Annotated in this window: 11 protein-coding genes; 4 read left to right on the top strand and 7 right to left on the bottom strand. The window is 68.4% G+C overall.

Annotated features, from left to right (window positions below; translation table 11 throughout):
* The first annotated feature begins 33 nt into the window (after positions 1-33).
* Both B7L05_RS14125 and B7L05_RS14120 read left to right on the top strand, forming a co-directional pair.
* Entirely contained in the window at positions 34-1,623 is a 1,590-nt protein-coding gene (locus tag B7L05_RS14125; RefSeq protein WP_218776033.1) for an amidohydrolase, read from the top strand.
* A 7-nt stretch (positions 1,624-1,630) separates the two neighbouring features.
* A complete protein-coding gene (locus tag B7L05_RS14120) occupies positions 1,631-2,743 on the top strand; it encodes a glycosyltransferase (RefSeq protein ID WP_256926750.1) in 1,113 nt (370 codons plus the stop codon).
* On the opposite strand, the gene B7L05_RS14115 is transcribed toward B7L05_RS14120, so the two are convergent.
* The 7 genes from B7L05_RS14115 to crtY all read right to left on the bottom strand — a co-directional run bounded on the left by B7L05_RS14115 (position 2,686) and on the right by crtY (position 11,592).
* Positions 2,686-3,585: a galactosyltransferase-related protein gene (locus B7L05_RS14115; RefSeq protein ID WP_085810922.1), complete on the bottom strand. Its 900-nt coding sequence runs from the start codon at positions 3,583-3,585 to the stop codon at positions 2,686-2,688. The genes B7L05_RS14120 and B7L05_RS14115 overlap by 58 nt on opposite strands.
* Positions 3,582-4,730: a glycosyltransferase gene (locus B7L05_RS14110; protein WP_085810921.1), complete on the bottom strand. Its 1,149-nt coding sequence runs from the start codon at positions 4,728-4,730 to the stop codon at positions 3,582-3,584. The genes B7L05_RS14115 and B7L05_RS14110 overlap by 4 nt, the downstream gene beginning before the upstream one ends.
* The gene (locus tag B7L05_RS14105; protein ID WP_256926758.1) at positions 4,727-6,670 is read right to left on the bottom strand and encodes an HAD-IIB family hydrolase; all 1,944 of its coding nucleotides are present in this window, start codon (positions 6,668-6,670) and stop codon (positions 4,727-4,729) included. The genes B7L05_RS14110 and B7L05_RS14105 overlap by 4 nt, the downstream gene beginning before the upstream one ends.
* A 586-nt stretch (positions 6,671-7,256) precedes the next feature.
* Positions 7,257-8,204 (bottom strand): phytoene/squalene synthase family protein, encoded by a 948-nt coding sequence (locus B7L05_RS14100; protein WP_085810919.1) that lies wholly within the window; start codon positions 8,202-8,204, stop codon positions 7,257-7,259.
* Positions 8,205-8,366: 162 nt separating this feature from the next.
* Positions 8,367-8,948, bottom strand: coding sequence for a TIGR00730 family Rossman fold protein (locus B7L05_RS14095; RefSeq protein WP_085810918.1), 582 nt, complete (start codon positions 8,946-8,948; stop codon positions 8,367-8,369).
* Entirely contained in the window at positions 8,945-10,426 is a 1,482-nt protein-coding gene (locus B7L05_RS14090; RefSeq protein WP_085810917.1) for a phytoene desaturase, read from the bottom strand. The genes B7L05_RS14095 and B7L05_RS14090 overlap by 4 nt, the downstream gene beginning before the upstream one ends.
* A complete protein-coding gene (gene crtY / locus B7L05_RS14085) occupies positions 10,423-11,592 on the bottom strand; it encodes a lycopene beta-cyclase CrtY (protein ID WP_085810916.1) in 1,170 nt (389 codons plus the stop codon). Before crtY ends, B7L05_RS14090 begins: the two co-directional genes overlap by 4 nt.
* A 211-nt stretch (positions 11,593-11,803) precedes the next feature.
* Here crtY and B7L05_RS14080 point away from each other — a divergent pair, with 211 nt between their 5' ends.
* Both B7L05_RS14080 and B7L05_RS14075 read left to right on the top strand, forming a co-directional pair.
* Complete coding sequence (locus B7L05_RS14080) at positions 11,804-12,616, top strand: sterol desaturase family protein (RefSeq protein WP_375601264.1); 813 nt, start codon at positions 11,804-11,806, stop codon at positions 12,614-12,616.
* The gene (locus tag B7L05_RS14075; RefSeq protein ID WP_085810957.1) at positions 12,585-12,971 is read left to right on the top strand and encodes a DUF2141 domain-containing protein; all 387 of its coding nucleotides are present in this window, start codon (positions 12,585-12,587) and stop codon (positions 12,969-12,971) included. Before B7L05_RS14080 ends, B7L05_RS14075 begins: the two co-directional genes overlap by 32 nt.
* Positions 12,972-13,004: the final 33 nt, after the last annotated feature.

Genomic DNA, 13,004 nt, shown 5'->3' with positions numbered 1-13,004 from the left:
TGATGGCGCCGAAGCACAAGGGGGAAAGCGATGATGCGAATGGCGTGGATGACGACGGCGGGTGCCGCTGCCTTGCTGCTAACCGTGCCCGCCGCCGCGCAGGTCGCGCCGCAGCGGCTCGACGCGCTCAAGGTCGAAGCCGCCGCTGGGGTCGAGAAGCGGGCCAAGCTGGTGCAGGAAATGATCGATTCGATCTTCAGCTTCGGCGAGCTCGGGATGCAGGAAATCGAGACCTCGCGCTACATCACCGAGATCCTCGAGAAGAACGGCTTCACCGTCACGCGCGGTATCGCCGGCATACCCACCGCCTGGTCGGCAACGTGGTCGCAAGGGTCCGGCGGCCCGACGATCGCGGTCGGCTCCGATCTCGACGGCATCCCCAAGGCGAGCCAGAAGCCCGGCGTCGCATGGCGCGAACCGATGATCGCCGGCGCGCCCGGCCATGGCGAGGGGCATAACAGCGGGCAGGCGGTGAACATCGCCGCGGCGTTGGCGGTGAAGGACATCATGATCCGCGAGAAGATCCCGGGCACGCTGCTGCTATGGCCCGGCGTCGCCGAGGAACCCGTCGCGGCAAAGGCGTTCTTCGTGCGCGACGGCCTGTTCAAGGACGTCGACGCGGTGTTGTTCACACACGTCAGCTCGAACCTGCAGACCAATTGGGGCCAGCCATCGGGCACCGGCGGCGTGTCGGTGCTCTACACCTTCAATGGCGAGAGCGCGCATTCGGCCGGCGCGCCGTGGCGCGGGCGCAGCGCGCTCGACGCGGTCGAGCTGATGGACGCGGGCTGGAACTTCCGCCGCGAGCATCTGCGCCCCGAGCAGCGCTCGCACTATGTCATCAAGGACGGCGGCGACTTTCCCAACGTCGTGCCCTCGACCGCGACCGTCTGGTATTATTTCCGTGAGCAGTCGTTCGACGCAATCCGCAAGAATTACGAGATCGGCAGCAAGATCGCGACCGCCGCGGCGATGATGACCGATACCACCGTCTCCCACCGCATCATTGGCACCGCCGCCCCGCAGCACATGAACCGCCCGATGGCGGAGGCGGCATACGAGAATATCAAGAAGGTCGGCCTGCCGACCTGGACCGCGGAGGAACAGCAGTTCGCCAAGGCGGTGCAGAAGCTGGTCGGCGGCGAGCAGAAGGGGCTCGACACCGCGCTCGAGCCGATGAAGCCGCCCGAAGCCGAGCCCAAAAGCGGCGGATCGGACGATATCGGTGACGTATCGTGGACCAAGCCGACGATCACCATCCGCTACCCCTCGAACATTCCCGAGCTACCGGGGCACAATTGGTCGAACGCGATCGCGATGGCGACGCCGATCGCGCACAAGGGCGCGGTCGCCGGCGGCAAGGTGATGGCGATGACGCTGCTCGATCTGCTGACCCGCCCGGAACTCGTCACCGCGGCAAAGAGCTATTTCACCGACGTGCAGACCAAGACGGTGAAGTACCAGCCGACCCTGACCAACGAGAAACCCTATATCGAGATGAACGCCGACATCATGGCGCAATTCCGCGATCGCATGCGCCCGACCTATTACAACCCCAAGAAGTACAGCAGCTATCTCGAGCAGCTCGGCGTCAAATGGCCAAGCATCACCAAGCCCGAGTGACGCCACGATGATCGATCTGCCCGAAGACGAGCGGCCGCTGCGCATCGCGGTGGTGGCGCATCTGCGCCATCCGATCGCCTCGCCCTTCATGGGCGGGATGGAGGCGCATTGCCACCAGCTCGCCGACGCGCTCGTCGCGCGCGGGCACGACGTGACGCTGTTCGCCAGCGCCGACAGCGACGCCGCGCTGCCGCTGCACGGCGTCGTCCCGCAGCATTACGAGGCGGTGCTGCCGTGGGCGCTGTGGCACGGTACCGACGAGCTCACCGCGTTCCAGGATGCGGCGTTCGGGCGCGCCTGGGCGGCGATCGCGCACGGCGGCTTCGACGTAGTACACAACAATGCGATGCACCCCGCGCTGCATCGCTGGGCGCTGCGCGATCGCCAGCCGATGGTCACGTCGCTCCACGTTCCGCCCTTCAAAGGGCTGGCCGATACGATCGCGGACTACGCCGCGCCGTGGCTGCGACAGACGGTGACGTCGCGCAGCCACGCGCGCAGCTGGTGGGCCGACGCACCCGCCACCGCCTCGGTCGTCCACAACGGGATCGACACCGCGCGCTGGCGCTTCTCGGCGCATGGCAACGGCCGCGCGATCTGGTGTGGGCGGATCACGCCGAACAAGGGCACCGCGGTGGCAGCGGCGGCCGCTGCGATCGCGGGCCTGCCGATTGACATCTACGGACCCATCGACTGCATGGATTATTTCGGCGACCACGTCGCGCCGCTACTCGGCGAGGCCTGCGTCTATCACGGCCATCTCGGCGGCGACGCGCTGGTCGACGCGATCGGCGCCGCATCGGTGCTCGTCTCGACGCCGATGTGGGACGAGCCGTTCGGGCTAGTCGCCGCCGAGGCGCTGGCATGCGGCGTGCCCGTCGCGGCGATCGATCGCGGCGCGATGCGCGAAGTGGTCGGCGAAGCGGGTGCCTACGCCTCGGACGATCCGGCCGATCTCGCCCGCGCGATCCGCGCCGCGATGGCGGTGCCGCGGCCCGATTGCCGCGCATGGATCGAGCGCGCTTTCTCGGTCGCCGCGATGATCGACGGCTACGAGGCGGCTTATGCCGCCGCCATCCGCGCCTCGAGCAGCGCAAGCACGGTCGCCGTGCTGGCATAAGGCTGGTCCGCCTGCTGCCGCGTCAGCGCCAGATCCGCCTCGTTAACGTCACGCAGCCGGACGTGTTCGCCGTTCTCCAGCCGCACCAGCCCCATCAGCGTGAACGCGCGCAGCCAGTGTTCCATCGTGAAATGCCCCCATTTGTCGCGGAAGCGCGCGGCATTGGCGATCACGCTGTCGACATGGTGGACCGGGGGCATGTGGTGCGCGTGATGCTGGTGATAGACGCGCGCGCCGCGGCACCAGCGGATTGGAATGCCCGCCTCCACCACCAACCGCCCGAAATCGGTATCCTCGCCGCCATAGCCGACGTAGCGCTCGTCGAACCCGCCGAGTGCGAGGAACGTCGCGCGACGCATCGCAAAGTTGAGCGACCAGAAGCAGCGATAGTCGCTGCACGCGCCCGTCGCCTCGACCGGCGGCCCCGCGCGTTCCGAATGCTTGACGCCGATCCGCGCGAACCGATCGATATCGATCCCGGCGTCGGTCGCACCGGCGGGAAGGTACAGCACCTCGCCCATCAGCACCGCGTTCATTTCATCAAGCAACCGGGCGTAGTCGCCGACGAACGCCGGATCGGGAATACAATCGACGTCTAGGAAGATCAGCGTCTCGCCCTCGGCCGCGCGCGCGGCGGCGTTGCGCGCCGCGGCGAGCGGGATGCCGCCGCCGCCGATCATCAGCTGGCGTACCGGAAAGCGCTTTTCGGGCAGCACATAGGGCTCGTCCTGCATCACCGCGATGACGAGTTCGTCGGGCGGCACCAGTTGCGCATCGAGCCCCAGAACGATGTTGTGCAAGTGCGCGGCGCGGCCACCAGCGAGCGTGCAAACAGAAATCATGCGCGTTGTTCCGGCAGGAGGGAGAGGATTTCGACGTCGGGCGCTGCCCAGCCCGCGTCGGCCAGCGTGCACAGCCAGGCAGCGGTTTCGGTCGCGGCATCGTGGTTCACAAGCGCACGCTGGCGCGTCAGATCGAGCGCGTCGGCGCGTGCCCACGCTGCTGCCCACGCGCCGCCGTGCGCCGGCCAGTGATCGAGCATCACCGCCGCGCCCGCGGCGTCGAGCATCCGCGCCTTCCATAACTGCTCGTCGAAATAGCGCCACTCGGGCACCACGATCCACGGCCGCCCGGCGGCCGCGATCATGTGCACCGTCGTGTTTCCGGCGGACGAGACGATCCGGTCGGCCGCCGCGATATAGGTCGCCGGACAATCGACCCAGCCGAGATGGTGGAGGTTGCCCGGCATTGTCTCATGCCATTCGCGCTCGACCGCGCCGATCGTCCGCCACTGCGTGTCGGGCATCGCGCGCGCGCCGAGCGTCAGCGGCGTCGCCGGCGTCCCGTTGCCGCCGCCGCCCGCGATCACCAGGACGATCTCGCCCGCCACAGGCAAGCCGAGCGCGGCGCGCGCCGCTGCCTTGTCGATCGGTGCGCCGATCGTGGCGGGGTCAATGCCCACGCCCGGTGCATAATGCGTCTTAGCCAGCATCCAGGCTGGCCGGCCGGGCTGCTCCAGCGCGGGCGCATAGGGCGCGAGAATGCCCAGCGCCGCTTCATACGCCGCCATATGCCCCGCATCGTCGCGGTCGCCGTGCTGCAGCACGCTGACGCAGGGGATCGACGCAATCCGCGCCAGTTGTGCGAGTTCGGCCGACACGTCGGTGACGAACAGCGCGGGGCGCGCGGTGTCGAACCACTGCGCGATCGTTGCGATCGCACGGGTGATGCTGCTCCAGCCGAGCGGCGCGCAGTGCAGCGTTGCCGGCGTGCGTGCGTTGGCGAGCGCGGGTGCGGCATCGGCGGGTGCTTCGAACAGCGACGGGATTGTCTCGATGTGCACATGGGCGCCGAGCGGCGGAAAGATGTCGTTGCGCGCGCAAAACAGCGTCACCGGGCGCTCCGGCATCGCGTTGACAATCTCCGCCGCGCGCTCGGCGTGGCCGCGCCCCTGATGGTGGACGAAATAGCCGATCGGGCGCGTCATGCCGCGGCGCGGCCGGCGAAGGCGCGCATCCCCTCCACCACGCCGCCGGCATGTGGTCGGCGCGAGACGTAGATCGTCGGGCGGCCGATCAGCGGCTTCAGCTCGGCGCTGTGGTTGGCGACGAGGATGCCGTTGCGCACCTGGCTCAGCATGTCGAGATCGTTGCCGCTGTCACCGGCAGCGTAGACGTGCTCCGCCGCGATGCCGAGCGAGCGGGCGACCCATTTCATCGCTGCGCCCTTGCCCGCCCGCGCCGGCAGGATATCGAGCAGGCGGCCATGGCTGTGGATCACGCGCACCGGCAGATGCGCGACGGCCGCACGCACCGCCGCGATCGCGCCGCGCGCCTCGACGAAATAGCTGCGCTTGTAGCGTCGCTGCTCCACCGCCGGCTGGCGCTCGACGCCTTCGAGCGCGCCGACCACCGCGTCGAACGCATCCGGATCCCAGCCTTCGTCGATCCACTCCGCATAGCCGGTGTCGGGCCGCAGCCGTGTCCCGTCGCGCCAGTAGATCTCGCTGCCAACCGAGGTGATCAGCACGCGCGGCGTCGGCATGCGCCACTCGCGCAGCAGCCGCTCCGCCTCTTGCAGCGAGCGCCCCGTCGCGACGCCGAACGCGAGCGTCGGTTGCGAGGCGAGGAACGGCGCGACGTCCGCCGCCCCGGCGGTGCAGCCCGTCAGAGTGTTGTCGATATCGCACAATAGCAGCCTGGTCGGCGCAGGGCTTGCGGCCGGCACCGCGCGGAGCGATCGCACGATCTCAACGAAGCGCGCGGCATAGCCGTGCCAGTCGAGCGTCTTGCTGCGGATCGCCCCTTCCGCCGAGCAGCGCGCCCATTCGATGCCGTCGTCGAGCAGCGCACGGATCGCGTCAGCGAAGGCGCGCGGATCGCGCGGGTCGGCGATCCGGCCGTGGTGCAGCGTCGCGACGATGTCGGCCGGCCCGCCGTGGCAGGTCGCGACCACCGGTACGCCGTGCAGCGCCGCCTCTGTCAGCGTCAGCCCATAGGGCTCGACCAGTGCGGGATTGACGAACACCCCGCCTGACGCACGCGCCAACGCGTAGAGCGCGGCGATGTCCGCGCGGCTGTGCCGCTTGGGCAGTGCCATGGAGCCGTAGAGATCGTGCCGGTCCATCCCCGCAAGCAGCGAGGCGATCACCGCGCGCTGCTCGGGCTCGCCGCTGTCGGGGCCGTCGCGCAGCCCGGCGACGATCACCAGGTTCGCGCGCGCGCGCAGATCGGCGTCGGCGCCATACAGGTCGACCAGCCCGGCGAGGTTCTTCTTCGCCACCGCGCGCGCGATCGCCAGGATCATCGGCTTGTCCGGATCGCGCAGGAACGGCGCGATCAGGCGGCGCGCTGCGTCGAGATCGGTCGGCGTGCTCTCCGCGATGCCGGCGCCCGGCGGCAGGCAGTGGATCCGCGTCGGGCAGGCGGTGGGATAGAGCATCAGCTGCCGCTCGGCCTCATCGCGCGACGAGGCGACGATCAGGTCCGCCGCACCGATTGCGTCGGTCTCCTCCGCCAGCCGGCGCGCCATGCCGGGATCACCGACGCCGCTGTGCAGCTTATCGATACCGAGCGAATGCGCGGTGTAGACGAACGGGATGCCGAAGCGGTCGCGCACCTTGCGGGCGACCTCCGCGGCGTCGGCGAAATGCGCATGGATCACGTCGGGCAGGTGCGGCGCCGTGGCGAGATGCGCGATCAGCGCCTCGGCGAAGGCGTCGCGGTCCGCGGCGTTGGCCTCTTTCGACAGATAGGCGCGGTTCGCGGTGGCAATGCGCCGCACCGCCAGCTTGGCGTCGATCGGCTCGTACGGCAGCGCATAGGCCGGCCCGAGGGTTGGATCGTCGATCAGGCGGGTGACGATTTCGACGCCCGTAACGTCGTCGCGCGCGGCGAGTGCCTGCGCTGCGCCGAGTGCGTAAGTAATGTGGCCGCCGGTATCAGCCGTCAGACCGAACTCGACCGGCGGCCCCTTCAGGCAGCCACCAAGCGCGATGGAAAGGATAAGCAGCGGCGCGCCCCCCGGAACGTCGAAATGCCAGCCACTTCGATTCGCTTCCTCAACGAAGATCCCTCACGCGCGGTTTCGGCTCGGCTGTAAAATAAGATGTTGATCTGAATTAGTCATATCGTGAGTCATCCGTCAGCCGATCGGCAATGAGCAAGGGTATCGACGGTGCCGTCCGGTGGCCGTGGAAGCACGCAGCGTACTACAGCAAACCGACGATCTGCCGCGAACCTCTACGGCCCGCTCCTCGGGCATAGCGCCGGCACCGATGCCGTGCCGATCCGCAGAAAGCCGGACTGACCTATGCCGGAACAGCCAAGGCAGGTTTCACCATCGAGAGCCATCGCGGCCAGTCCCGCCAGGCTCCGCCCGATCGTTTTGCATCACGAAGCGCCGCCATCTGAGATCTGATGTCGCCCAAGGCATCCCGGTCATTTGGAAGCGCCGAGATCGAAGCGGGCGGCTACCGTGCGTCTATCGCGGAGGGACGGTTCGCCGCCTGCAGTCAGCGCGGGCGCGTCCACAGCCGCGCGTCGCGCTGCGTCACCGGAACCGGGCGCAGCGCCGCCACCCCCGCCTTCCCCACCCAACCGAGCTTCGCCGCCTTCGATGTCGTCACGCGATGGTCCCAAGCATGCGCGCCGCGCGCCGCCACCTCGCGCGCGATATCGCCGTAGATCCCCGCAGCCGCCAGCACCGCCCAGCGCGCGCGGGCGGGCAGCCGCGCCGCGCCGACGCGCGCGCTCGCCTCGTGCAGCGCCGCACTCGCCGCCATCCGCCGTGCGAGTACCACCAGCCGGTCGCGGAACGGCGGCTTCATGTGCTGGCCCGGCGGGATATCCATCTCGACCAACCATTCCTCGGGGACGTAGCAGCGCCCGACGCGGTCATCCTCCTCGATGTCGCGCGCGATATTGGCGAGCTGGAACGCGATGCCGAGATCGCACGCGCGGTCGAGCGTGTCGTCGTCGGCAGGATCGACCCCCATGATCACCGCCATCATGCACCCCACCGCGCCGGCGACATGGTAGCAGTAGCGATAGAGGTCGTTCGCGCTGCGCGGCCGCCACTCGGCGGCGTCGAGCTCGAACCCGTCGATCAGATCGTGCGCGAAGCGCGGCGGCAGTCGCGTCTCCGCCGCGACGACGCGCAGCGCGTCGAACGGCATGTCGCCAACGACGCGCCCCGCCAGCGCCGCCGTGGTCTTTCCACGGATGATCGCAACGCGCGCCTCGGCGTCGGCGACGTGGCTCGCGCCATGGCCGTGGTCCTGCCCGTCGACTATATCGTCGCACGCGCGGCACCAGGCGTAGAGCAGCCATGCGCGCTCGCGCGTCGCCGCGTCGAACAGCTTGCTCGCGGTGGCGAAGCTGCGTGATCCCTTGACGATCGAATCGCGCGCGGCGACGACCAGCGCGGCGCGTTCGCTCGGGTCGGACTGGTGTTGCACCATCACTGCGTCACGTTCTCCAAAGCCTCCGTTCGTGCTGAGGAGGTGCTGAGCCGCTGGCGAAGCGCCGTCTCGCAGCAGCGTTGCGGACCATGCCCTTCGAGACGGCACCTCGCTTACGCTCGGCACTTCCTCAGGAAAAACGGGAGGTGAGCCTTAGCTCGATCAAAGATCCGCCGCGCTCATCCGCACGATTGGCTGCGTCGGCACGTGCGCGGCCATCCGGTCGAGCAGCGTGTCGAGCGTGTCGGCGACGATCAGCAGATCGCGGTGCTGCGGGCGCAGGAAGCCGACCTCGCCCATCTTCTCCCAGAAGGCGACGAGGTGATCGTAATAACCCGCGGTATTCAGCAGCCCGACGGGATCGGCGTGGTAGCCGAGCTGCGCCCAGCTCAACGCCTCCCACAGTTCGTCCATCGTGCCCGTCCCGCCGGGGATGGTGACGAAGCCGTCGGCAAGGTCGGTGAAGCGCCGCTTGCGATCGTGCATTCCCTCTACGACGTGAAGCTCGGTGAGGCCGCGATGCGCCACTTCGGCATCAACCAGCGCCTGCGGGATGACGCCAATCACTTCGCCGCCCGCCGCCAGCGCACTGTCGGCGATCGCACCCATCAGCCCCAGCCGCCCGCCGCCGTAGACGAGCCCGATGCCGCGTTCCGCCAGCGTTCGGCCGACAGTGTGCGCCAGTTCCAGATACACCGGATCACGCGGCGTCGCCGACCCGCAATAGACCGCCAGTCGCTTCACCGCCGCGCATCCTCCAGCATCAGCGCCGCGGTCGCCTTCGCGCTACCGACGACGCCGGGAATGCCCGCGCCCGGATGCGTGCCCGCGCCGACGAAGTAGAGGTTGGGGATCGCATCGTCGCGATTGTGCACGCGGAACCACGCGCTCTGCGTCAGGACCGGCTCGAGGCTGAACGCGCTGCCGAGATGCGCGTTGAGATCGCGCGAGAAATCAGCCGGCGAGTAGCTGAACTTGGTGACGATCCGCTCGTGGATATCGGGGATCAGCCGCCGTCCTACCTCATCGAGGATGCGCTTCTCCAGGATAGGCTTTATTCGCTCCCAATCCTCGGGGAACTTGCCCTGATGCGGTACCGGCGCCAGCGCGTAGAAGGTCGAGCAGCCCTCGGGCGCGAGGCTCGGATCGGTGACGGTCGGGTGGTGAAGATAGAGCGAGAAATCCTCGCTCACCACGCCATTGTCGTAAATGTCGGCGAGCAGCCCCTTATAGCGCGGCCCGAACAGGATCATGTGGTGCGGTATGCCCGGCCACGTTCCCTTGATGCCGAAATGGACGACGAACAGCGACGGCGAGAACTTCTTGCGCTCGAGCTTTGCCGCGCTGCGCCGCGCGCTGTTCGATCCCGACAGAAGGTCGCGATAGGTGTGGACGATGTCACCGTTCGCCGCGACGGTGTCGCACTCCTGCCGCCAGCCGCTGGCGGTGCGCACCGCCGTCACCCGGTCGCCCAGCGTCTCGATCTGCGTCACCGCGTCGCCCAGCCGGATCGTGCCGCCGAGCCGCTCGAACAGCTTGACCATCCCCGCCACCAGCCGGTTGGTGCCGCCGCGCGCGAACCACACGCCGCCGTCGCGTTCCAGCTTGTGGATCAGCGCGTAGATTGCGCTCGTCGTCATCGGATTGCCGCCCACCAGCAGCGTGTGAAACGACAGCGCCTCGCGCAGCTTCTCGCTCTTCACGAACGAGGACACCATCGAATAGACCGATCGCCACGCCTGGTATTTCGCGAGCGCCGGTGCCGCCTTGATCATCGACGCGAAGTCGAGGAACGCGACGTGGCCGAGCTTCTCATAGCCCTCGTGATAGACGCCGGCCGAATAGTCGAGGAAGCGCTTGTACCCCGCGACGTCTGCGGGATCGAGCTTGGCGATCTCCGCCATCAGCACGCTGTCGTCGTTGGTATAGTCGAAATTGGTGCCGTCGGGCCAGTTGAGCCGGTAGAAGGGCTGCACCGGTTCGAGCAGGACGTCGGCCGCCATGTCGCTGCCTGACAGCGCCCACAATTCCTGCAGGCAGGCGGGATCGGTGATCACGGTCGGCCCGGCATCGAAGGTGAAGCCGTCGCGCTCCCAATAATAGGCCCGCCCGCCCGGCTTGTCGCGCGCCTCCAGGATCGTCGTGTCGATCCCCGCGGATTGCAGCCGGATCGCGAGCGCCAGCCCGCCGAACCCCGATCCGATGACGATTGCGCGGCTCACTTGATGCCCCGCAGCGCGCGCACCGCGCGCGTTACCGGCACCGGCGGGCGGCCCGCCAGCACGCGCAGCTTGTCCGCCCGCGTCGACCGCGCGGCATAGAAGCGGCCGATCAGGCCGGAGCGCAGGCGATAGAAGCGTTCCAATACGCGATAGCGCGCATCGGGATCGGCAGCACGGAACAACATGGCGTCAAGCATCCGGTAGAAGCGGCGCTCGTCCCAGCGCGCGCGGGCATAATCGTGGGTCAGCGTGTGCAATGCGTCGCCGCTCAAATCCTTGGCGTCGGCGATCAGCACCGCGAGCCGCACCGCATCGGGCAGCGAATAGCCCGTCGTCGGGTGGAACAGCCCGGCACGCGCGCCCGCCTTCGCGACCTTCGCGCCGCCCCACCGCCAATAGGCCTCGAAATCGCCGCTGATCACCACCGGCAGCGCGCCCTTCTCCTCGCGCGTGTCGTTGGCCCCGGCGGCGACTTCCCAGCCGCGCGCGGCGGCGTAGACGTCGATGCGGCGGTTGAGCGCGCCGACGTTGAGCGACGGCGTATCGCTGTAATAGGTGTCCTCGACGAAGAGGCGCGTCGGCGAGAAGGGCAGCAGGTAGACGAAGCGATAGCCATCGTGCTGCGTCACCGTCGCGTCCATCACCGTCGGGCGGGTGATGCCGTGGCCGGCAGGAATGTCGAGCGTGCGGCCGACGAACTTCTGCCATCCAACCTCCAGCGTCGACAGATCACCCGCGCCGCGCGCGTCGATCACGCCCTTCGCCTCGATCCGATCGCCGTCAGCCAGCACCACCGCGGTCGGGCTGCACGCCAGCACCTTGCGCCCCGGCATGATCGCCTCGGCGGGCAGCGCCTTGCGCACCACCGCGTCGAACCGCTCCGATTCGATCGAATAATAGGGCTGGTTGATCGTGCGCGCGTGCGCCGGAAAGCGTACGTCGTACGCCGGCCACGCGTGGCAGACGAGCGGCGTCAGCAACCAGCGATCTTCCTTCGCCACATCGGCATCGAAGAACGACCAGACGTGATTGCCGCCCAGGCTCTCGCCCGCGTCGACGATGCGCACGATCAGCTCGGGGCGGCGCTGCGCCACCGCCAGCGCGATCAGCCCGCCTGCCAGCCCGCCGCCGACGATCGCCAGGTCGCAATGGTGGGTTTCCGGCATCGGTCCCGCCTAGCGGATCGGCCGAGTCGGCGAAAGCGGCGATTGGCGGACATATTGTCCCACCCCCGGCCACGCCGACCTCGCATGTGTCGTCCGCGCACATCGCCGTCACGCGCGTTTCCAGCACGCCCCTCGCCGCACTGGCCGCCACCGGTTCGGCCGTTTCGCCGCCGCGCCTTTTCTGCCGGCGTTGCAGCGCGTAAGGCGGGGCGTGACCGTCGCTCTGGCCATTATCCTGTCCGCCGCCGCGATGACCGCGATCGTCGGCGTGCGCTACCTGGCCGCCAGCGGCGGGTTCGCGCTCGCCACGCGGCTTCGGCACCCCGGCCTCTACACCGGGCTCGATCCGCAGATCCGGCGCGAGATCGGCTGGAGTCTCGTCTCCGCCGCGATCTACGGCATCCCTGCCGGCGTCGTCGCCTGGGGATGGGAGAATCATGGCTGGACGCAGGTCTATCGCGACGTCCATGCCTGGCCGCTATGGTACCTGCCGCTGTCGGTGCTGCTGTACCTCGCGGCGCACGATACGTGGTTTTACTGGACGCATCGCTGGATGCACCGGCCGAAGCCCTTCCGCCTCGCGCACGCCGTCCATCATGCCAGCCGCCCGCCCACCGCCTGGGCGGCGATGGCGTTCCACCCGATCGAGGCGCTGACCGGCGCTGTGGTAATTCCGCTACTGGTGTTCATCATTCCCATCCACGTCGCCGCGCTCGGATTGGTGCTGACGATCATGACGGTTATGGGCGTCACCAATCACATGGGTTGGGAGATTTTCCCCCGGTTCATGTGGCGTGGGCCATTGGGGGCATGGCTCATCACGGCGAGCCATCATCAGCGTCATCACGAGCGGTACGGGTGCAATTATGGGCTATATTTCCGGTTCTGGGATCGCCTGTGCGGCACCGACGACGGGCTCGGCGATTTCGCGCGCGACCGCGCCCGTGCGCAGGCCCGCGCAGGTGCTGCTGCTGGCACTCGCGGCGAGCACGCTGATCGGCGCGGCGCCGGTCGCGCGGCTTGACGTTTCGTTCGATGCGGTGCGCTCCGCCAAGGGCGTGCTGCGCGTCTGCCTGACCGCCGATCCCGAAAACTTCCCGACCTGCGTCGACGATCACAACGCGACGCGCCGTTCCGTCCCGGCGGGCAGCGACGCGCTGCGCTTCGACGGGCTGCCGCGCGGTACCTACGCGATCGCCGTGATCCACGACGAGAACGGCAACAAGAAGCTCGATACCTTTGCCGGTATCCCGCGCGAAGGCTTCGGCTTCTCGCGCAATCCGCCGATCCGCTTCGGCCCGCCGCGCTTCGCGGCCGCCCGCTTCTCGGTCGAAGGTGATGCCGAAAGGCAACAGATCAAAATGCGCTACATGCTGTGAGCAATACTGGCCGGAGCTAAACCAGATTAGGCG

Origin of the sequence: Sphingomonas sp. TZW2008, assembly GCF_002117915.1 — a bacterium.
Classification (GTDB): Bacteria; Pseudomonadota; Alphaproteobacteria; order Sphingomonadales; family Sphingomonadaceae; genus Sphingomonas.
The sequence above is the reverse complement of the archived record's forward strand: the minus strand, read 5'-3'. Positions and strand labels throughout refer to the sequence as shown.

Bases quoted from the DNA above. Each gene is read 5' to 3' on its own strand.
- B7L05_RS14125 (WP_218776033.1), top strand. From the start codon at position 34: ATGCGAATGGCGTGGATGACGACGGCGGGTGCCGCTGCCTTGCTGCTA.
- B7L05_RS14120 (WP_256926750.1), top strand. From the start codon at position 1,631: ATGATCGATCTGCCCGAAGACGAGCGGCCGCTGCGCATCGCGGTGGTG.
- B7L05_RS14115 (WP_085810922.1), bottom strand. From the start codon at position 3,585: ATGATTTCTGTTTGCACGCTCGCTGGTGGCCGCGCCGCGCACTTGCAC.
- B7L05_RS14110 (WP_085810921.1), bottom strand. From the start codon at position 4,730: ATGACGCGCCCGATCGGCTATTTCGTCCACCATCAGGGGCGCGGCCAC.
- B7L05_RS14100 (WP_085810919.1), bottom strand. From the start codon at position 8,204: ATGGTGCAACACCAGTCCGACCCGAGCGAACGCGCCGCGCTGGTCGTC.
- crtY (WP_085810916.1), bottom strand. From the start codon at position 11,592: ATGCCGGAAACCCACCATTGCGACCTGGCGATCGTCGGCGGCGGGCTG.